Source organism: Symbiobacterium sp. (assembly GCF_040797425.1).
Lineage (GTDB): Bacteria > Bacillota > Sulfobacillia > Symbiobacteriales > Symbiobacteriaceae > Symbiobacterium.
In genome coordinates, this window is sequence record NZ_JBFNEH010000042.1 from 1 (window position 1) to 20341 (window position 20341).

Genomic DNA, 20341 nt, shown 5'->3' on the forward strand with positions numbered 1-20341 from the left:
GTTCGATTACGTGGCACCCCGGACCGTCTCCGAGGCGGTGGACCTGCTCCGGCAGCATGGCTTCGATGCCAAGGTCATCGCCGGGGGACAGAGCCTGATTCCCATGATGCGCTTCCGGATGGCCCAGCCCAGGGTCCTGGTGGACATCGGCAAGATCGCAGAGCTGGACTACCTCCGGGAGGAGGATGGGTACCTCCGCATCGGGGCGCTGGTCCGGCACTCGACCATGGAGTTCTCCCCGCTGATCCGGGGGCGGTATCCGCTCCTGGCCGCAACGGCCAGGGTGGTGGCGGATCCCATCGTCCGGAACCGGGGCACCGTGGTCGGCTCGGTCGTCCACGCCGACCCGGGCGGCGACTGGGCTGCCGCCCTCATGGCAGCCCGCGCCGAGGTGGTGGTGGTCGGTCCCACCGGTCAGCGCACCATCAAGATCGACGACTTCCTGATCGACACCTTCACCACCGCCCTGGAGCCCGAGGAGCTGGCCGTGGAGGTGCGGGTGCCGATCCCCGGGCCGCGGACGGGCGGCGATTACCAGAAGATCGAGCGGAAGGTGGGCGACTTCGCCACCGCCGCGGTGGCGGTGCAGATCCAGCTGGACGAGCGCGGGATCTGCCAGAGCGCCGGCATCGGCCTCTGCGCCGTGGGGCCGATCACGCTCCGGGCGGCCGAGGCCGAGGCTGCCCTCGTGGGCAAGCCGCTCGATGAGGCTTCGATCCGCGTGGCCGCCGGGCTGGCGGCGGAGATCGCCCGGCCGGTGGCCGACCTGCGCGGGTCGGTGGAGTACAAGAAGGACATGGTGCGGGTATTGGTGGGCCGCGCGCTCCGGCGTGCGGCTGAATGGGCACGGAAAGCGCAGGCATAAAGGAGGGCGCCCAGATGGGACATCGGATCACCGTGACCGTCAACGGCCAGCGTGTGGAGGCCGAGGTGGAGCCCCGCCAGCTGCTCGTCTACTTCATCCGCGAGACCCTCGGCATGACCGGGACCCACATCGGCTGCGACACCACCAGCTGCGGGGCTTGCACCGTCCTGGTCGACGGCAAGCCGGTCAAGTCGTGCACGATGTTCGCCGTCCAGGCCGACGGGTGCGAGATCCGGACGGTGGAGGGCCTGGCACAAAGCGGCGAGATGCACCCGCTCCAGAAGGCGTTCTGGGAGTGCCACGGCCTGCAGTGCGGGTACTGCACCCCCGGGATGCTGATGACCGGCGTGGCGCTGCTGGAGCGGAATCCGGACCCCACCGAGGAGGAGATCCGCCAGGCCATCTCCGGCAACCTCTGCCGCTGCACCGGCTACCAGAACATCGTCAAGTCGATCAAGCAGGCGGCAGCCGCCATCAAGGCCGCAGCCGAGGTCAGCAGAGGCTCCGTGGCCGACTAAGGTTCGGAAGGAGGCGCAGCAGATGTCCGCGACCGCGACTGCCCATCAGGTCTTGGGCAAGCCGATCAAGCGGAAGGAAGACCCCCGGTTCCTGACCGGTCAGGGCCGCTACCTGGACGACATCGTCCTGCCCAACATGGCCTACATGGCCATCGTGCGGAGCCCGTATGCGCACGCCCGCATCCTGTCCATCAACAAGGAACCCGCCCTGGCAGTGCCGGGCGTCATCGCCGTCATCACCGGCGAGGACCTGGAGAAGCTGGGCCTGGCCTGGATACCGACCCTGAACAACGACCGGCAGATGGTCCTGGCCACCGGCCGCGTGCTCTACCAGTACCAGGAGGTGGCGGCCGTGGTGGCCGAGACCCGGGCCGCCGCCTATGACGGCGCCGCCGCCCTCGATGTGGAGTACGAGCCCCTGCCCGTGGTGGTCGATCCCCACAAGGCGCTGGAGCCGGATGCGCCGATCATCCGGGAGGACCGGGAGCAGAAGACCAATCACATCTGGCGGTGGGAGTCCGGCGATGCCGCCGCCACCGACAAGGCCTTCGCCGAGGCCGAGGTGACCATCAAGGAGAAGATCCGCTTCCAGCGGGTCCATCCGTCGCCGCTGGAGCCCTGCGGCGCGATCGCCGACTTCAACAAGACCAAGAACCACCTGACCCTCTACGTCACCTCCCAGGCGCCCCACGCTTACCGGACCCTGCTCGCCCTGGTCACCCAGCTCCCCGAGCACCAGATCCGGGTGATCTCGCCCGATGTGGGCGGCGGCTTCGGCAACAAGGTCGGCATCTACCCCGGCTACGTCGTGGCCGTGGTCGCCTCCATCCTGACCGGGCGCCCGGTCAAGTGGGTGGAGACCCGGACCGAGAACCTGGCCTCCACCGCCTTCGCCCGGGACTACCACATGACGGTGGAGATCGCGGCCACCCGCGACGGCAAGATGAAGGCGCTGCGGGTCCACACCCTGGCCGACCACGGCGCCTTCGACGCCCAGGCGGTCCCCTCCAAGTGGCCGGCCGGCCTCTTCAACATCTGCACCGGCTCCTACACCTTTGAGGCCGCGCACGTGGTGGTGGACGCGGTCTACACCAACAAGGCCCCCGGCGGCGTCGCCCACCGCTGCTCCTTCCGGGTCACCGAGGCCTCCTACCTGATCGAGCGGGCGGTGGACATCCTGGCGCAGGAGCTGAAGATGGACCCGGCGGAGCTGCGCCGGAAGAACCTGATCCCCGCCGAGGCCTTCCCGTACAAATCGCCCACCGGCTGGGTCTACGACAGCGGCAACTACCACCATACGCTCGACTACGCCCTGAACCTGATCGGCTACAAGGAGCTCCGGAAGGAGCAGGCCGAGAAGCGGGCCCGGGGCGAGCTGATGGGCATCGGCATCTCCTTCTTCACCGAGATCGTCGGCGCCGGCCCCAGCAAGCACTTCGACATCCTGGGCATCAAGATGTTCGACAGCGCCGAGATCCGGGTCCATCCCACCGGCAAGGCGATCGTCCGCCTGGGCACCCGCCATCAGGGGCAGGGGCACGAGACAACCTACGCCCAGATCGTGGCGGAGGAGCTGGGGCTGAGCCCTGACGACGTGGTGGTCGAGGAGGGCGACACCGACACGGCGCCCTACGGGCTGGGCACCTACGGCAGCCGCTCCACCCCCACCTCCGCCGCTGCGGCCGCCCTCGCCGCCCGCAAGATCCGGGAGAAGGCGCAGAAGATCGCCGCCTACCTGCTGGAGTGCGGCGAGCACGACGTGGTCTGGGAGGACGGCAGGTTCCGGGTGAAGGGCGCTCCCGATCAGAGCGTCACCATGCAGCAGGTCGCCTTCGCCGCCTACACCAACGTGCCGCCCGGCATGGAGCCCGGCCTGGAGGCCACCTACTACTACGATCCGCCCAACCTGACCTTCCCCTACGGCTGCTATATCGCCGTGGTCGACATCGACAAGGGGATCGGCGAGGTGAAGGTCCGCCGCTTCCTGGCCGTGGACGACTGCGGCACCGTCATCAACCCGATGATCGTGGAAGGCCAGGTCCACGGCGGCCTGACGCAAGGCTTCGCCATGGCCTTCATGCAGGACATCGTCTTCGACGAGAACGGCAACAACCTGGTCACCAACTTCATGGAATACCTCCTTCCCACTGCGGTGGAGACCCCCCGCTGGGAGACCGCCCGCACGTGCACGCCGTCGCCCCACCACCCGCTGGGAGCCAAAGGCGTGGGCGAGTCGCCCAACGTGGGCTCGCCGGCCGCCTTCGTCAACGCCGTGGTCGACGCCCTCTCCCACCTGGGGGTCCGGCACATCGACATGCCGATCACCCGGGAGAAGGTCTGGCGGATCCTGCGGAACGCCGGCACCACCGAATAGACGTGAGGGGGGCCGGCGGCACTCCCGCCGGGCCCCCTTCCCCATGCTTCTCCCCGAAGCAGCAGGATGATCCCAGGGAGGTTATTGCAAAGATGAAACTGCAGTACAGCGGCACCGAAGCGATCCGGGCGCCCAAGGAGCAGGTGCGCCAGTTCGTCCTCGACCCGAACCAGGTGGGTTACTGCCTGCCCGATCTGCAGGAGCTGCAGGTCGTCGACCAGACCCACTTCACCGCGGTGGTGAAGGTCGGCGTGGGCCCCGTGCGCGGCAGGTTCAAGCTCGACGTGGAGCTGGTGCCGAACGGCGACGCCGCCAGCATCAACCTGAAGGGGTCCGGCATGGGCAGCGGCATGGCCATGTCCAGCGAGGTGACCCTGGAGGAGACCGCCGAGGGCACCATCCTGCACTGGAAGGCCGACGCCAGCGTCAGCGGTCCCCTGGCCTCGGTGGGCGGCCGCCTGCTGGAGGGCCAGGCCAAGAAGACCATCGAGCAGATGTTCGCCTCGATCCGCAGCCGCCTGGAGGCCGCAGCCGACTAGACGTGGGAGTGATGGAGCCGTGCGGGATTTGCATCCCGTTTTCGGGATCGACCGCCTGAAGCACCTGGCCAATGAGCTGGATCGGGCCGGGCGGCCTTACGCCATCGCCACCGTCGTCCGGCGGCGGCCGCCCGTCTCGGCCCAGGTGGGCGACAAGGCTCTGATCACCGCCGACGGCCAGCTCTTCGGCTGGGTAGGTGGAAGCTGCTCCCAGTCGGTGGTCCGGCGGGAGGCGGTGGCGGCCATCCGGGCCGGGAAGCCCCGGCTGCTGGGGCTGCCGGGGGTTGTGGCCGCGCTGGCCGAACGCGACCCGGGGGTGACCACCGTGCCGATGACCTGCCCCAGCGGCGGCCAGGTAGAGATCTATATCGAGCCGCACCTGCAGCGGCCCCGTCTGGTGGCGGTGGGCGGCACCCCGGTCGTGCGGGCCCTGGGCCTCCTCGCCCCGGTGGTGGGCTTCGACGTCACGCTGGTGACCGAGAAGGACGAGGACCTGGACCTGCCGGTGGAGTGGGCCCGCCGGATGCGGCTCGACGAGTTTGCGGCGGCCGAGCTGCCCGGCACCACCTTCTTCGTGGTCGCCTCGGCCGTCCACTACGACGAGGAGGCCTTGCTGCGGGCCCTGCAGACGGGCTCCCCCTATATCGCCCTGGTGGCCAGCCGCCGCCGGTCCCGGGCGGTGATGGAGGTACTCCGGGCCCACGGCTGCCCGGAGGAGCAGCTGGCCCGCATCCGGACGCCTGCGGGGTTTGACATCAAGGCCGCCACCCAGGAGGAGATCGCCCTCTCGGTGCTGACGGAGATCGTGGCCCACTACCGGCAGGGCACGGCAACCGTCGGCGCTGCAGCCCCGGGAGCGGCCGGCGGCGGCGACGACCTCTCCCTACCGGTGGCTACCCCGGCCCTGGCCCGGGACCCGGTCTGCGGCATGGAGGTGGAGATCGCCAGGGACCGCCACACAGCGGAGTACGGGGGTCAGACCTACTACTTCTGCTGCCCGCACTGCCGCCTCCACTTCCTGAAGAACCCCGAGCAATACCTGGCCGAGGCGACGCCATGAATTTTGAAGTGACGAGCGTGCAACAGCTTCAGGAGCAACTGGCCCGGGTCCGTTACCTGGCGGACGACGGCCTGGCCACCGCCCTCTTCCTCGCCGCCCGCCTGCCCCAGCCGCTGCTGCTGGAGGGGGTGTCGGGCGTCGGCAAGTCCGAGCTGGCCCGGGCCCTCTCCGAGGCGCTGGGCCTGCCGTTCGTGCGGCTGCAGTGCTACGAGGGGCTCGACAGCCGGGAGGCGCTCTACGACTGGAACTACCTGCGCCAGCTGCTGGAGCTGCGCAGGGCCGAGGGGAGCGGACAGGGCGCCGGAGCCGAACTCAACCTCTTCTCCAGCCAGTTCCTGAGCCCCGGGCCCCTGCTCAGGGCCCTGCAGCTCAGCGAGGAGCGGCCGGCCGTCCTGCTGATCGACGAGCTGGACCGGGCCGACGAGGCGTTCGAGGCCTTCCTGCTCGAGTTCCTGGCCGACTTCGCCATCACCATCCCGGAGCTGGGCACGATCCGGCCCGGGGTGCCGCCGATCGTGCTGATCACCTCCAACCGGATCCGGGAGCTCCACGATGCCCTGAAGCGGCGCTGCCTCTACCACTGGGTCGCCTATCCCAGCCTGGAGCAGGAGCTGGCGATCGTGCGGCTCCGGGCGCCGGAGGTCCCGCCTGAGCTGGCCCGGGCGGTGGTGGAAGCGGTCCGCTGGCTGCGCAGCCTCGACCTGCAGAAGCAACCCGGCATCGCCGAGGCGCTGGCCTGGGCCCGGGCGATCCGGGCGCTGGGCCACGAGGCGCTGACTCCGGCCGTGGCCGAGCAGACCCTCGGGGTGGTGGTCAAGAACCGTGACGATGTGGAACGGGTCCGCAGCACGGCGTTTTCCGGTCTGGCGCGCTGACCTGCACGCGATCGGCGAAAGCTGCGTCCGGTTCGGGCGGCTGCTCAGAAGCCGGGGGATCCCCGTCACCGCCGAGCAGGTGGTGCGCTGGCGAAAGGCCCTCCACCTCCTCCGGTGCGACCACCCGGGCGACCTCTACTGGTCCGCGCGGGTGACGCTGGTGACCCGCCCCGAACACCTGGCGGTCTTCGACGAGCTCTTCCGCCGGTTCTGGCTCACCCTCGACCACGCGGCGCTGGACCCGGCCAGCGCTCCCTGGGCGCAGCCGGATCCCGCGGCCGCGCCCGACCGGCCCGAAGGCCCCGGGCCCCGGCCTGAGAAGGACGAACCTGCGCCCGAGACGGCCCCGCTCCCCGCCGCCCCGGCGCCGCCACAAGCCGGCGGGCGGGAGGACGCCGCCCGGCGGCTCCTCCACTGGCGGGCTCCCCGGGCGGCGGACCCGGCCGACCCTGCGGCGCCCGGTGCGTGGGAGCCGGCCCCGGGGCGATACAGCCCTGCGGAGATCCTCCGCTCCGGCCACGAACAGATCCTGGCGCCCGCTGACCGGGCCGCCCTGCGGGCGCTCCTGGCCGATCCGGCCTGGACGGCCCCCCGCCTCCGGTCCCGCCGCTGGGCGCCGGACCGGGTCGGCCGCCGGATCGACCTGCGCCGCACCCTGGCCGGGGCGGCCCGGACCGGCGGGGAACCGGTCCGCCTGGCGCACCGGAACCGGCGGCGCCGCTGGCGCCGGTGGGTCTTCCTCTGCGACATCTCCGGCTCCATGGGGCCGTACCTGCGGGATGCGCTGCTGGTGCTCCAGGCCGTGGTGACCCGGCGGCCGCGCAGCGAAGCCTTCCTCTTCGGCACCCGCCTCACCCGCATCACGCCCCTTCTCCGCCGGTCGACGCCCGGTCGCTTCGACCACCTGCTGCCGGCGGTGCAGGACTGGCAGGGCGGGACCCGCCTGGGCCAGGCCCTGCAGACCTTCCGCCGGGAGTACGCCCGCCGGGGGATGGGCCACGGGGCGGTGATCGTCATCCTCTCCGACGGGCTCGACCAGGGCGAGGCGGGTCTGGTGGCGCAGGCGATGGCCGCCTTGCGGCGGCTGGCCTGGCGGGTGATCTGGGTGAACCCGCTGAAGCGGTCGCCGCGGTACCGGCCGGAAGCCCGGGCGATGGTGGAAGCGATGCCTTACGTGGACGAACTGCTGGGAGGTCACGACCTCGCCAGCCTGGCCAAGGTGCTCGCCCGGCTGGCGCAACTGGAGTGAGGCGAGATGCGCGACGTTCTCAACCAACTGGAAGCGTGGCTGGCAGAGGGACGGCAGATCGCGGTGGCCACCCTCGTCCAGGTCCACAAGTCGGCGCCGCGGCAGCCCGGCGCCGTCATGGCCGTGAGCGACAGAGGCGAAGTGGTCGGTTCCGTCTCCGGCGGCTGTGTGGAGTCCGCCCTCTACGAGGAGGCGACGGCCGTCCTCGGCGGGGCGCCGCCCCGCCTCCTCACCTACGGGATTGCCGACGACCAGGCCTTCGAGGTCGGCCTCACCTGCGGCGGGACGATCCGGGTCTTCGTCGAGCGGGCCGACTGGGCCCCCGACCTGCTGCCCCGCCTGGCGGAGGCGATCCGGGCAGAGCGGCCCGCCGCCCTCGTCACCGTCACCGCCGGACCCTGCCTCGGGGCGAAGCTGCTGGTGACGGCTGAGGAGTCCCATGGCACCACCGGCAGCCCGGACCTCGACCAGGCCCTGATCGCCGAGGCGCGGGCGATGCTGACCATGGGCCGGACGGGAGACCGGCAGTTCGGCGCCGCCGGTGAGGCCCGGGGCGCCGAGGTCTCCGCCTTCATCGAGTCCTTCAGCCCCCCGCCCCGGATGTTCGTCTTCGGCGCCATCGACTTCGCCTCCGCCGTGGTCCGGATCGGCAAGTTCCTGGGATACAAGGTGATCCTGTGCGATGCCCGGCCCGTCTTCGCCACCCGGGCACGGTTCCCCGAGGCGGACGAGGTGGTGGTCCGCTGGCCGCACGAGTTCCTGGAGGAGGCCGAGGTCGGGCCCCGGGATGCGATCTGCGTCCTCACCCACGACAGCAAGTTCGACGTGCCGGTCCTGCTGGCGGCGCTGAAGACCCCGGCGGCCTACATCGGGGCCATGGGCAGCCGCGCCACCCACGAGCGGCGGTACCGGGAGCTGCTGGAGGCTGGGGCCAGCCCGGAGGAGCTGAAGCGGATCTCCAGCCCCATCGGCCTCGACATCGGGGGGCGGACGCCCGAGGAGACCGCCGTCTCCATCGCCGCCGAGATCATCGCCCTCCGCTACGGCCGTCCGGGCGGGCGGCTGGCGGACCGGCCCGGTCCCATCCACCTGGATCAGGCGCCCGTCACCTGACCGGGCGCCTTGCCTCTTTGAGACCGTTTACGGTATGATGAATGAAGTGGCCTGACTTGTCATATACGGGAGAGGATTCACACTGCAACGGCGATCGTGGAGCGGGGTGACGGCGGTGGATCTCCGGAGCCGGGTCGAGCGCCTGTCCAGCCTGCTGGAACTCAGCTCCCTCCTCAACTCGCAGCTGGAGCTTGGTCCGCTGCTGCAGACGGTGGTCGACGCGGCGCGCGAGTTTTGCCGGGCGCGCCTGGGCGGCCTGCTCCTACTGGCCGAAGATGACCCCACCCAGTACAGCGACCCCTGGGTCTCGGGCTGGTCGATGCCTCCCCGCCACTATCCGATGGGCGAAGGGGTCTACAACCTCCCCCTCCGGACCGGGAAGCCGGTCCGCATCGACCACGTGCCGGATCATCCCGAATCGGTGGGGACGCCGAACGGCCATCCGCCGATCGGCCCCTTCCTGGGGGTTCCCCTCACCATCAAGGGGAAGCCGATCGGCATCCTCTTCGTGGCCAACTTCCCCGGCGGGCGGACCTTCACCGACGAGGACGAGGAGCTGCTGGTGGCCTTTGCCGCCCACGCTGCGGTCGCCACCCAGAACGCCCGGCTCTACCGCAAGGTGGAGGAGCTGGCGACGCTCCGGGAGCGGGAGCGGCTCGCCATGGAGCTGCACGACAACCTGGCCCAGATCTTCTTCTCCATCGGCATGGAGTTGGAGCGGCTCCAGGAGCACGTCTCCGAGCAGGGCCGGGAGCGCCTGGAGTTCCTGCGGTCGCTGGTCGCCCGCGGCACGGCCAGGGTGCGGGGGGCCATCTCCGCCCTCTACGACAGCGGCGCCGTCCCCGAGGGTGCCAACCTGTATAGGCGCTTTGCGGCGCTGGTTGAGGAGTTCCGGGCCGAATACAGGCTGCAGGTCGGTCTGGTGGTGACCGGCGATGTCCACCGGGTGCCGCCCCACTACCATGACGTCTTCTGCCGGGCGCTCCGGGAGGCGCTGGTCAACGTCCACAAGCACGCCCGGACCGACATGGCGGTGGTCAACCTTGCGGTGGAGCAAGACGGCGTGCGGCTCACCGTCCAGGACAACGGCGTCGGCCTGGCTCCGGGCGCCCTGGACGACGCCCCTGACGTCCGCCGCTTCGGCCTGGTCGCCCTGCGGCGCCAGGTGGAGCGCCTGGGGGGCTACCTCGAGATCGCCAACGGCGACGACGGCGGCTGCATCGTCCGCATCTGGGCGCCGCTGCGGGAGGGTGACTCGGCGGAGTCAGAGGTGATGGCTGCACATGGGGCAGATCCGGGTGCTGATCGTGGATGATCACCAGATCGTTCGCCAGGGGTTGCGCGCCATCCTCGACAAGGAGCCGGACCTGGAGGTTGTGGGGGAGGCCGCCTCGGCCGAGGAGGCCCTGGAGATCGTGAGACAGGCGCCCCCCGACGTGGCGCTGGTCGACATCCGCCTGGGCGGGATGGGCGGCATCGAGCTCTGCCGCCGGCTCCGGGAGGTGGCTCCAAACGTGGCGGTGGTGATGCTGACCAGCTTCCTGAACGAGACGCTGGTGCGGGAGTGCGTCCAGGCCGGGGCGCGCGGCTACCTGCTCAAGGATGTCAGCGACCTGGACCTGGTCCAGTCGATCCGGCGGGTGATGCAGGGCGAGGCGGCGCTCGCCCCGAAGGCCGCCGCCCTGATGCTGGACTGGATGCAGCATCGGGAGCGGGGGAACGAACTGCTGCCCGAAGACCTGGAACTGCTGCGGCTGATCGCCCGGGGCCTCACCAACCGGGAGATGGCGGCCGAACTCTACGTCAGCGAGGCCACGGTGAAGGACCGGGTCCTGGAGCTGTTCCGCAAGATGAAGGTAAAGGGCCGGGTGGAGGCGGTCATGGAAGGGGTCCGCAGGGGGCTGCTCTAGACCCCACCCAGCACCGCCGGACTCCGGCTCTTCATCCTGTTTCGCGCAGTGCGGTCGCCGGCGCGCCCCCGGCTGCGTCGAGAGACGGTCAAAGGCCCGGCCATGGAGGTGGTCACTACGGAAGGCGCAGGCGATCGAGTGTAAAGGGCTGCCCCGGAGATGAGGGCAGGCGAAGGCGCCACCAGGACGGTGGCGCCGCATCGCGCGGAGGGGCCGTCGGAGACAGGATGTCCTTCGACGGCCCCCGGCCGAGGGACCAACCCTATTCGCGCAGGTCGCCAGGTTCGTCCACGTCCCGGAACCAGCGCTCCTCCGGGAACGGGACCAGGACCATCTCCGCCTGATGCCGCTGCACCACCGCCCGGCCGCCTTCGTCACCCCGGATCGCCATCAGCTCGGGCAGGAGCGCCCGGTCAAAGAGCACCGGGCTGCGGCGCACCCCGCCGACCTCAGGAGCGACGATGGGTGCCCCCGTGCGTCGATACGCCCGGACCAGCTCCGTCACCACCGCCGGCGGCAGAAACGGCATGTCGCCCAGGCAAACCACCACCGCCTCCGGCTCCCCCACCAGGGCGCGGAGCCCGGCCCGGAGGCTGGTCGACATGCCCTCAGCCCAATCGGGGTTCGGGATCACCCGCACGGGGTACCGGGAGAGGAGCGGAGCCAACGCCTCGTGGTACGCCCCCGTCACCACCAGGACCTCCCTCAGCCCCGCCTTGAGCGGCGCCTGCAGCGACGCCTCCAGTACGGTGCGGACGTCCCAGGCGTGGAGCAGTTTGCTCCCGCCGAAGCGGCGGGAGGCGCCTCCTGCCAGCACGATCGCCGCCACGTCCCCGACGACCGCCCGGACAGGATTCGGGCCCTCCGGTTCCGCGAGCACCACCCTGCCGACCTGGGCGTTGGCAACCTCCCGGCCCACCAACAGCGAAGCCGCCTCGCGCGCGGCGATCCCGGCGTCATCCGGCCCCGCCGGGACGAGGGCGGGTACGACCCGGGCGCCACCCGGTGCGTTCCCGAGAAGGCCTTTCCAGGAAAGCAGCGCTTCGGCTGCCGCCGGCGTGACGGGACCGTCCAGCACCGGCACCACCAGTTCCGCCGGCGGCGAGACGGTCGGTCGACCGGAGTCCAGCCCCGCCGAAAGGCGGGCGGGTCCGCCGCCGGCCTCCACCAGGACGACGCAGCCCCCCACCTCGTTGAGGACGGGCGGGCGGCCGGCCTCCGTCAGTTCGCGAGCCACCCGGAGGGCCAGCGAGGTCCTGGCCGGGCCTCCGGTGAACACCACCACCTCTCCGGGGCAGATGCCGAGGGCGTGCCAGAGCAGGCCTGTTGTAGCCACACCCATCCTCCTTTGCACCGTCGTCTGCTGGTATCGCTTCCACAGCACCTGTGAGGATCCCTGCGCCGGCAACCTGGGGCCGGAGTAATGCGCACAGCAGAGAACGCCTGCGACCTCGCGGTCGCAGGCGCTCTTCATCCCTCATACACCGGCCGCAGCGCCTCGGCGAGCACGGCGTACCGCCGGTACACGGCGGCGTACGCCTCGGCAACGTCCGCCCGGGGATGGATCACCCGGGCCCGCCGGCGCACCGCGGCGGCCGCCTCCACCGGCCCGCCGTAGACCCCTCCGCCCAGGCCGCCCAGCAGCGCGGCCCCGAGCAGCGTCGCCTCGGCATCCTCCAGCACCGTGAGCGGCCGGCCCAGCACATCGGCCTTGATCTGCAGCCAGACCGGGTTGCGAGCCTGGCCCCCGGTCACCACCACGCGGGTGTAGGGCGTCCCGACCAGGTCCTCCATGGCGGTCACCATCTGTTTCAACTCGTAGGCCGTCCCCTCCAGCACGGCTTTCACCACTTGCGCCCGGGGCGTGCCGTAGCTGAGCCCTACCAGGGCGCCGCGGGAGGCCGGGTTCACCCTGGGCGGCCCCCCGCCGGCCAGGTGGGGCAGATAGAGCAGCCCCGTCGGCCCATCGCCGGCCTCCTCCGCCAGGCGGGCCAGGTCGACGTACCCCGCGCCGCCCAGGAGCTCCTGCCGGAGCCACTCCACCGAGCCGCCCGAAGCCGAGGCCCCCGCCTGCAGGCCGTAGAGCCCGGGCACCGGCAGCGGCCCCTGGCTGATCCCGCTGGCCAGGACCTCTGGCGTGAGCAGCGGCCGGACCATCGCCCCGATCACCGCCTCCGCGGTGCCGGTCGAGATGAGCATCTGCCCCGGGCCCGTCACGCCGGCGGCCAGCGCGGCGCAGGGGTGGTCGTGGCCGGCCAGCGCCACCGGCACGCCCGCCGGCAGCCCCGTCAGACTGGCCGCATCCGCGGTGATGCCACCCAGCGGGGCGCCCTCAGACACGATCTCCCGGAAGAGCGAGCGCCGCACCCCCACCGCTGACAGCAGGTCGTCCATCCAGACGCCGCCGTTCAAGTCGTAGGCCAGGGTGCGGGCCGCCAGCGTGGGGCAGGAGGCCATGCGGCCGGTCAGCTTGAAGGCGACCCACTCGGCCATGGAGAGCCAGGCCGCTCCCCTGGCATACGCCTCCGCCGCGTGCTCCTTTATCCAGAGCAGCTTCAGCAGCCCGAACTTCGGCATCAGGAAGAGACCCGTGCGCCGGAAAAGCGCCTCCCGACCCACCAGCCGCTCCAGTTCGTCTGCCTGCGGGCGGGTGCGCGGGTCGAACCAGGCGATGGCCGGGTAGGCCCACTGCCCGTCCGCGTCCACCAGCACCCCCGCCTCCGCCATGGAGGCAATGCCCACCGACGCCACCGGCTCCGCGACCGCCTGCCCTACCTCGCGCAGGCACGCGGCCACGCCCGCCCAGAGCGCCTCCGGGTCGTACTCGGCCCCGCCATCGGGCGTGCTCTCCGCCGGCGTGGGGCGCGTGGCCAGCGCCAGCAACTCGCCCGCGGGCGTGAAGGCGCCCGCCTTCAGGTGGGTCGTGCCCACGTCGATGCCGATCAACACCGCCATGCCCGTCACCTCCCGAGCGCCGACAGGTGTGCGATGGCGTCGTTCACGAACTCCGGCCCGCCGAAGCTGCCGGACTTCAGCACCAGCAGCAGTGGGCGTTCCCCCGGCGCCAGCGAGGACGGCAGGCCGGGGGCGATTTCCGCCAGCACCACCGTCTCGTCGATCCCCAGTTCCCGGCAGACCGCGGCCGAGGTGTCACCGCCCAGCGTGATCAGCCGGCGGGCGCCGGTCGCGTCGAGGGCCAGCCTAGCAACCCGCGCCAGCACGGTGGAGATGCGCTTCGAGACGGCCACCCCGTCCATTCCCAGCGAGGCGCCGAGCGCCCGGGCCGCGTCCACCGCGTCGGGCCGGTTCTCGGACCGCACCACCACGTTCGCCCCGCCCCGCAGCCCGTCGGCCGCCGCCCGGGCCAGCCGCTCTGCCGCTCCTGTGGGATCCCGTAGGGCGTCCTCGCTGGCCAGCGTGAACACCCGGGCGCCGGCCGCCGCGGCGGCCTCCACCTGGGCACGAGTCTGAGGCATCACCGAGCCGGCGATGGCCAGCACGCCGTTCGCATCGTCCAGCCGCAGCCCGGCCAGAGGCTGGTACGGGGCCACCGGCTCCCAGACCGCCGGCAGCTCCTCGGCCAGGGCGGAGGACCCCAGGAGCACCCGCTCCCCGGCGGCCGCCCGGGCGATCTGCGCCAGGTCCTCCTGGGTCTCGGCATCGCAGAGCGCATAAGCCACACCCGCCACCTGCGCCCCGGCCACCGCGCTCCGGATCGCCTGCGGGCCGCGGCGGATCACGTCCAGGGCAATCAGCCCCACCTTGCGGCTGGTCTGCCGCTGCAAGTCTACCACCAGATTCGACTCGGTGCGGGGGTGCACGGGGTCCCGGGCGAACTCGGACTCGGCGAGCAGCCGGCCGTGCACGTAGTGGACGCCGCCCCGGGTGATCCGGCCGTTCTTGGGGAACGCAGCCACGGCCAGGGCGAAGCGGTGGTTCAGTTCGTCAAACAGGGCGTCGAACTCGGGACCCACGTTTCCCCGGAACACCGAGCAGGTCTTCTTCCAGAACAGGCCGCAGCCGGCCCGGATCAGGGCCGCGGTGGCCCGCCGCACCTTCTCGTACGCCACCGACGGCTGGTCCATGCGGCTGTCGGTGTCGATGATGATCACGTCGGTCCGCCGGCCGACGAGCCGCCCGGGAAGAGCATCCAGGTCGGTTTCGGCCCCGAAGATGCGCACCGCATAGCCGTGCTTGGCGAACATCACACCGATGTCGCCCGCGCCGGTGATGTCATCGGCCACGACCCCCACGAGGGGGCGGGGGAAGCGGTCGCCGTCCTCGCCCGCCCGGGAGCCGAAGGGGTCGGAAGCACGTGGGGTGTCTCTGTTCACCACCGCAACCCTCCTCCGAGGCTGACGCCGTCCCGCAGGGCCGGCCGCTGCGTCCCCGGAGTCACCGTCGCTCCGAAGAGCGGCTTCAGTCCCGCCAGCTCGTCGTCGGTGAGGATGCGAGCCTGGCCGCCGGTCATCAGCCAGACCTTGACGTTCTGCTCCAACTCCTCGGCGATGTCCACCGCCTGGTCCAGCGTGGGCGCGTAGGTGATGACGCCGTGATTTTCCAGCAGGATGGCGTTGACAGAACGGCAGACCTCTGCGATGCGCTCGGCCAACCGCTGCGCCCCCGGCGGGATGTACTCGATAAGCGGCACCCGGCCCACCCGGGTCACCGAGCCCGAGGTGACGGCCGGCAGCACGTTGCCGGTGTCAGTGGGCGCGGCAAGGCAGCTCAGGGCGATGGCCGCCAGGGAGTGCAGGTGAAGCACGGCGCCCACCTCGGGCCGCACCCGGTAGATGGCGGCGTGGAAGATGGCCTCCTTCGACGGCCGCCGGGCCTCGCCGGGCAACGGCTGGCCGTCCAGGTCGCAGGCGACGAAGTCGCCGGGGAGCAGCCGGCCGAAGGAGGTGTTGGTGGCGCTGATCAGCATGCCGTCGCCAAAGCGGTGGCTCAGGTTGCCGCCGGTGGAGTAGGTGTAGTTCCGCTCGAAGAGCGACCGGGAATGGGCGATCATCGCTTGTACGATCTCGTCACGGTTCATCTACCTGGCCCCCTTATCGACTTGCAAGGCGGGACGGAAGTCGGAGCCGCACAGCCGGGCGATCAGCCCCGCCAGGAGCGGCGCCGCCGCCGGGTGGTCGCCCAGGCCCTCGGCCAGGCGGAAGGTGGTGGCCAGCACGGCCCCCCGGCCCAGGCGGAACCCGAGCGCGGTGGCGGCGGGCAGTCGGACCCATCCCAGCACGTAGCCGGCCAGCCAGTCGGCCTGCCATTCCTCCGCGCCCAGGATCACGTGCTCGGGCAGAAGCCCCAGCCAGTCGAGGTCCAGCGGGTTCTCCAGGGCCGGCTCATTCGGTCCGAGCAGTCCCGGCCGGAGCCAGTGCCAGCCTGAGGCCCAGTCGCCGTGCCACTGGCCGTCCTTGCGGTCGACCACCCGCAGCCCGCCTGGCAGGTCCTGCGGAGAGTCGGCCAGCAGGAGCACCCGGCCGCCTGTCTCGGCATATGCCGCAGCCGTGTCATCCAGGCAGACAGCCAGGAAGACCTCGCCGTGCGCCGGCGCGGGCCGTGCGGTCATCCCGCCGCCGGGACCGGGGTGACGCAAGGAAGCGGCCGGACTCGCAGGGGCGGTATCGTCGCAGGGCAGGTCAGCCCAGGTCGCACGGCCCACCGTGACCGCATAGCCCAGTCCCTCGAGTTGGCGGGCCAGACCCGGATGGGCCGCAGCCAGGTCGGGTGAGAGCCGAAGCGGCCGGCTGCCGCCGTCCGGGCGGTCGCAGACGCCGAAGTCCTCGTAGCCCCGGCAGATCTCCCGGCCGTGGGGGTCCAGCAGGGCCACGTGCACCCGCAGGCGCTGCGGTGACCGCGGCACCCGGAAGCGGAGCGCGCCGGCGTGCAGCACGCCGAAGGCCGGCACCACGACGCCGGTCAAGATCCCGTGCTGCGCAACGGACCGGGGTACGGCGGCGGACGGGGGCGCAGCGCCGGGCCGGGGTGCGACGGCGGGCCCCGGAAGCGGGTCTGTCACCCCCTCCTCCAGCCACCAGACCAGGGTGCAGCCCGGTCTGGCCGCGCCGGCGTCCGACGCCACCTGGAACTGCACCGCCGCCACCTCCCCCGCCGCCAGGGCCCAGCGGCCCCGGGTGAGGCCGCCCCCGGTTCCGGGGGCTCCAGAGGAAGGGGAGAGGACCGCGGGGTCGGCGGCGGCGAGGGGCCGGACGATCACCTGCGTGCCGGCGATCACCGTGGGGTACAGGTTGTGCGCCGCCTTGGGCCTGCGGTTCTGATTGAGCAGGCCGTTGCACTCCCAGTGCACGTCGGTGAACTCGGTGATGACGTAACCGTTCAGGCTCTCGTGCTGCCGCAGCGCCTCGATCTCGTGCTTGAGCGCCCGGAACTGCTGCACCTGGGTGGCCCGCACGAAGTGGGCGTACGCCCCGAAAACGGCCGGCAGCGCCGAGGCGGCGTACCGCTCCCGCACCCCGGCCGGATGGACCACGCCGTCGTTCCAGGTGGAGCCGGTGCCAAACCACCAGGGCTCCCGCCCTTCGCCGTCCAGGAGGTCGTGGGCGTCCGGCAGGCCCCAGTTGCCGAACTCGGAGTTCAGCAGGGGCTCCCGCCCGGTGGGGCGGGCGTCGCCGTGGGGGCTGAAGAGCCAGGCCGGGCGCTGGGCCAGCTCGGCGGCCCACCCTTCCCAGCGGTCGAAGTGGTCCGGGTAGGCGTAGTAGCTGTGGTAGTCCGCCAGGTCTGTGGCCATGTGGAAGTTGCCGGGGCAGGCCGAGTTGTCCACGATGAGGCGCGTCGGGTCGTACGCCTTGAAGTGGTCGTACATCTCCCGGAGCCACGCCCGGTCACGCTCCTGGCCCAGGTCGATGCCCCACGACTCGTTGATGATCGACCAGATGATCGTCGCCGGATGATTGTAGTCGCGCTCGATCAGCCCCTCCAGCGTCGCCCGGCAGAGTTCGAGGGCCCGGCCTTGCGAGTGGCTGGGATTGCCGTACTCCTCCCAGACCAGCAGCCCCAGCTTGTCGGCCCAGTACAGGTAGCGGGGGTGCGGCGCCTTGATGTGGCAGCGGAGCAGGTTCAGCCCCAGTTCCTTCGCCAGGCGGACCTGGTGCATCAGGAAGGCGTCGCCGGGCGGGGTCCAGAGCGTCCCGGGGTAGTAGTCCTGGTCCAGCGCGGCACGGATGTAGAGCGGCCTGCCGTTCAGGTAGATGCGATTCCCCCGGGCCTCCACGGTGCGCATGCCGAAGTGGTCATCGTACCGGTCGACCGGCGTGTCCCCCTTCAGCAGCTCTGCCTCGAACTCGTAGAGGTAGGGGTGGTCCGGATCCCACAGTGCAGGCTCCGGGATGCGCACGCTCAGCCGGGCCTCTCCGGCGACGGCGGGCACGGCCGGCGAGGCGTACGTGCTGCCGTCGGGACCCGTCACCCGCACACGCACGGCCCACGCACCCTCGGGCATCGGCGGCACCGGCACCGGCCCCGGGGCCCGGCGGCCGGCAGGTCCCTGCCCCGCCAGCCGCGTGCCGGTGGGGGCCGCCTCGGTGCTGAGGGGCCCCTCCGGCCCGGCCAGAATCGCCCGGAAGCGGACCTGCCCCCCGGCCACGTCGGGCGTGGCCAGGACCCGGTAGAGCCAGACGTCCTGCCAGAGGCCGCCGATGGCGCCGTACCAGCTCTGCTTGCCGTGGGGCGCCTCCTGGAACGACACGTCGGGGAACTGCCGGTACTCCCGCTCGGGCCAGGCGGCGCCGCCGGGGTCAGTGACCCGCACGGTCAGCCGGTGCGCCCGGCCCGGTTCGACGTAGCGGGTAATGTCGAACCAGAAGGGAAGGAAGCCGCCCTCGTGGTTCCCCACGTAGCGGCCGTCAATCCAGACCTCGGCCAGGTAGTCCACGGCGCCGAAGTGCAGCCGCACGGCCCGGCCGGACCAGCCGGCGGGCACGGCGAAACTGCGCTCGTACACCGAGACGTCGGCGTAATCCCGCAGGTCGTCGAACTGCGCCTGGATGCACCCCGGCACGGTGATGGTGCGGGGCTCGGTGAGGGCCGGGGGCGGGGTGTCGGGGTCGTTGCAGGGGGCGCCCGGCGTCGGCTGGAACTGCCAGGCGCCGTTCAGCGAGAGTCGCTCACGCATCGGCGTCGGCCCCTTTCGGTGCGGAGTCCCCGCCCACACGGACTGAGTCTACACCGTGAACGCCCTCTGCCGGTCCGGGTGACCCGCCGCCCGCAGCCCCAGGCCCACAGCCCGCCGCGCGCCCTGCCGCACCGACTGGCGCGCACCCTGCCCCGCAACAGGCAGTACCGGCCTCGGCGGCGACCTCCTCCGCAGCCCAGAGGCAGCGGCGGGCGAACTGGTCGATGAGATCGCCGGCCACCCAGTGGAAGTTCTCCCGGGTGGCCCAAAGCCGGTCCACCGCATCCCGGCGCAGGGCGGGCAGAACGGGGGCGGCCGGATCCCGCAGGGCGGTCCGCAGCACGGTAAGCGCGAGCGCCGCGGTGTCGCACCATCCCGCCAGCTTCTCCGCCCAGGGCCGCAGTTCCGCCTTCAGCCACGGATTGGCCATGCTGTGGAGGATGCGGTCCGCCACCCCGTGCAGCCGGGTGAACTCTCCCAGCATGTCGTCGACGAGGGCTAGGCGGCAGGCGGCTGAGGGGGTAGGCCCGGGGCCCTCTCCACAAGAAGCGGTCGTCGCATTCCTGGTCGGTGCAGCGTCCCCGTGTGCCGCCGCCAGGCCGATGTCCAGCGCGGGGACCGCGGGCGGGCGCTCCTCCGGCTGCGGGGCCCCCTCCAGGTCGGGCCCCGTGGCGGCGGGCGGGCCGCCCCAGCGCCGCCAGAAGTCGTTTAGGATGAAGGCGAGCCGGCTATAAAGCTGGCGACCCCGCTCCAGGTGCGACCAGCGGGCAAGGTCGGCCAGCACCGCCACGGCCCGGGCGTCAGCCTCATTGCCGCAGACCTCCAGCAAGGCCTGCTCCCAGGCCGCCTCCGGCTCGTAGCCCGCCGGGTCGGCCATATACCGGGCGTAGGTGTGCAGCGGGATCTTGCAGGCCTCGGGCTGCAGTGCGGCGTTGGCCACGATGCCCAGGGCCACCGTGCCCAGGTCGGCGTCGCGGCCCCGGATGGGCCGGATGTGCGGCCGCCAGCGCATCTCCAGGTCGTTGACGGGGTAATTCTCCCAGTAGAGCACCGGCCGTCGCAGAGTCTCGCTGATCACCCGGGCGTCGGCCGTGGTGAGGCGGGGCGAGCAGACCTCGGGGCCGGTCCAGAGCACGTGGACCTCAGGCCGGAGCCCCTCGCCCAGCCGCTCCAGGTAGGGGGAGCGCCCCTCGCCGCAGTACTCGGTGGGACAGAAGAGGTAGTGTTCCACGCCGCCCCACGCCTCGAGGCGGGCCAGAACCGTGTTGTTCAGCCACACGTGGGCGTCGGCCACAGTGCCGAAGCGCGCCTCGTCGTCGGCGTAGTGGAACCTGTCGGGCATGTCGTCCAGCAGCAGCATGAAGCTGCGCACCCCAAGGCGGTAGACGGCCTCCAGCTTGGCGAAGAGCGCGCCCATCTCGCCGTCATCACTGTAGTGGAGCTTCAGCGGGCTCAGGCCGAAGACGAACTGGATGGACTGCTCCCGGCAGCGCCGGTCCAGCGCGGCGAAGTAGGCCAGTTCCTCCGACAGGTAGGGCTCCTGCCAGCGGTTGCGGTGGAGGGGGTCGCTCTTGGGCGCGTAGACGTAGAGGTTGTAGCCGTGCCGGCCCAGGAAGTCGATCATGCGCTCCCGCTCGGTGCGCGACCACAGACGGCCGTAGAAGCCCTCGATCACGCCCCGGATCGCGAAGGGACTGCTCATCACCT

At 71.6% G+C, this 20341-nt stretch carries 16 protein-coding genes; 10 read left to right on the forward strand and 6 right to left on the reverse strand.

The window, feature by feature from the left end; all coding sequences use genetic code 11:
* From AB2385_RS12850 to AB2385_RS12895, 10 genes are all read left to right on the forward strand, one after another.
* On the forward strand, positions 1–865 hold an 865-nt coding region (locus AB2385_RS12850), incomplete at its 5' end, for a xanthine dehydrogenase family protein subunit M (protein WP_367655414.1).
* 14 nt (positions 866–879) lie between these two features.
* Positions 880–1383, forward strand: a complete 504-nt coding sequence (locus tag AB2385_RS12855; protein ID WP_367655415.1) for a (2Fe-2S)-binding protein — start codon at positions 880–882, stop codon at positions 1381–1383.
* A 22-nt stretch (positions 1384–1405) separates the two neighbouring features.
* Positions 1406–3757, forward strand: coding sequence for an aerobic carbon-monoxide dehydrogenase large subunit (locus AB2385_RS12860; RefSeq protein WP_367655416.1), 2352 nt, complete (start codon positions 1406–1408; stop codon positions 3755–3757).
* Between the two features lie 92 nt (positions 3758–3849).
* Positions 3850–4296 carry a carbon monoxide dehydrogenase subunit G gene (locus tag AB2385_RS12865; RefSeq protein ID WP_367655417.1) on the forward strand — a complete coding sequence of 149 codons (447 nt, stop codon included), beginning with the start codon at positions 3850–3852 and terminating at the stop codon, positions 4294–4296.
* A gap of 19 nt (positions 4297–4315) precedes the next feature.
* Complete coding sequence (locus AB2385_RS12870) at positions 4316–5356, forward strand: XdhC family protein (protein ID WP_367655418.1); 1041 nt, start codon at positions 4316–4318, stop codon at positions 5354–5356.
* Positions 5353–6231: an AAA family ATPase gene (locus tag AB2385_RS12875; RefSeq protein WP_367655419.1), complete on the forward strand. Its 879-nt coding sequence runs from the start codon at positions 5353–5355 to the stop codon at positions 6229–6231. Before AB2385_RS12870 ends, AB2385_RS12875 begins: the two co-directional genes overlap by 4 nt.
* Complete coding sequence (locus AB2385_RS12880; protein WP_367655437.1) at positions 6185–7480, forward strand: VWA domain-containing protein; 1296 nt, start codon at positions 6185–6187, stop codon at positions 7478–7480. Before AB2385_RS12875 ends, AB2385_RS12880 begins: the two co-directional genes overlap by 47 nt.
* Positions 7481–7486: 6 nt before the next feature.
* Positions 7487–8593, forward strand: a complete 1107-nt coding sequence (locus tag AB2385_RS12885; protein WP_367655420.1) for an XdhC family protein — start codon at positions 7487–7489, stop codon at positions 8591–8593.
* A 115-nt stretch (positions 8594–8708) separates the two neighbouring features.
* Positions 8709–9908 carry a GAF domain-containing sensor histidine kinase gene (locus AB2385_RS12890; protein ID WP_367655421.1) on the forward strand — a complete coding sequence of 400 codons (1200 nt, stop codon included), beginning with the start codon at positions 8709–8711 and terminating at the stop codon, positions 9906–9908.
* On the forward strand, positions 9877–10503 hold the full coding sequence (locus AB2385_RS12895; protein ID WP_367655422.1) for a response regulator: 627 nt from the start codon (positions 9877–9879) through the stop codon (positions 10501–10503). Before AB2385_RS12890 ends, AB2385_RS12895 begins: the two co-directional genes overlap by 32 nt.
* Positions 10504–10765: 262 nt before the next feature.
* On the opposite strand, the gene AB2385_RS12900 is transcribed toward AB2385_RS12895, so the two are convergent.
* The 6 genes from AB2385_RS12900 to AB2385_RS12925 form a co-directional block, all read right to left on the reverse strand.
* On the reverse strand, positions 10766–11839 hold the full coding sequence (locus AB2385_RS12900; RefSeq protein ID WP_367655423.1) for an NTP transferase domain-containing protein: 1074 nt from the start codon (positions 11837–11839) through the stop codon (positions 10766–10768).
* Positions 11840–11973: 134 nt separating this feature from the next.
* Positions 11974–13458: an L-fuculokinase gene (locus AB2385_RS12905; RefSeq protein WP_367655424.1), complete on the reverse strand. Its 1485-nt coding sequence runs from the start codon at positions 13456–13458 to the stop codon at positions 11974–11976.
* A gap of 5 nt (positions 13459–13463) precedes the next feature.
* Positions 13464–14837, reverse strand: coding sequence for a four-carbon acid sugar kinase family protein (locus AB2385_RS12910; protein WP_367655425.1), 1374 nt, complete (start codon positions 14835–14837; stop codon positions 13464–13466).
* Entirely contained in the window at positions 14834–15541 is a 708-nt protein-coding gene (locus AB2385_RS12915; RefSeq protein WP_367655426.1) for a class II aldolase/adducin family protein, read from the reverse strand. Before AB2385_RS12915 ends, AB2385_RS12910 begins: the two co-directional genes overlap by 4 nt.
* Positions 15542–18634, reverse strand: coding sequence for a glycoside hydrolase family 2 protein (locus AB2385_RS12920; protein WP_367655427.1), 3093 nt, complete (start codon positions 18632–18634; stop codon positions 15542–15544). It abuts the gene before it with no gap.
* Positions 18627–20336, reverse strand: a complete 1710-nt coding sequence (locus AB2385_RS12925; RefSeq protein ID WP_367655428.1) for a beta-N-acetylglucosaminidase domain-containing protein — start codon at positions 20334–20336, stop codon at positions 18627–18629. The genes AB2385_RS12920 and AB2385_RS12925 overlap by 8 nt, the downstream gene beginning before the upstream one ends.
* Between the last annotated feature and the right edge of the window lie 5 nt (positions 20337–20341).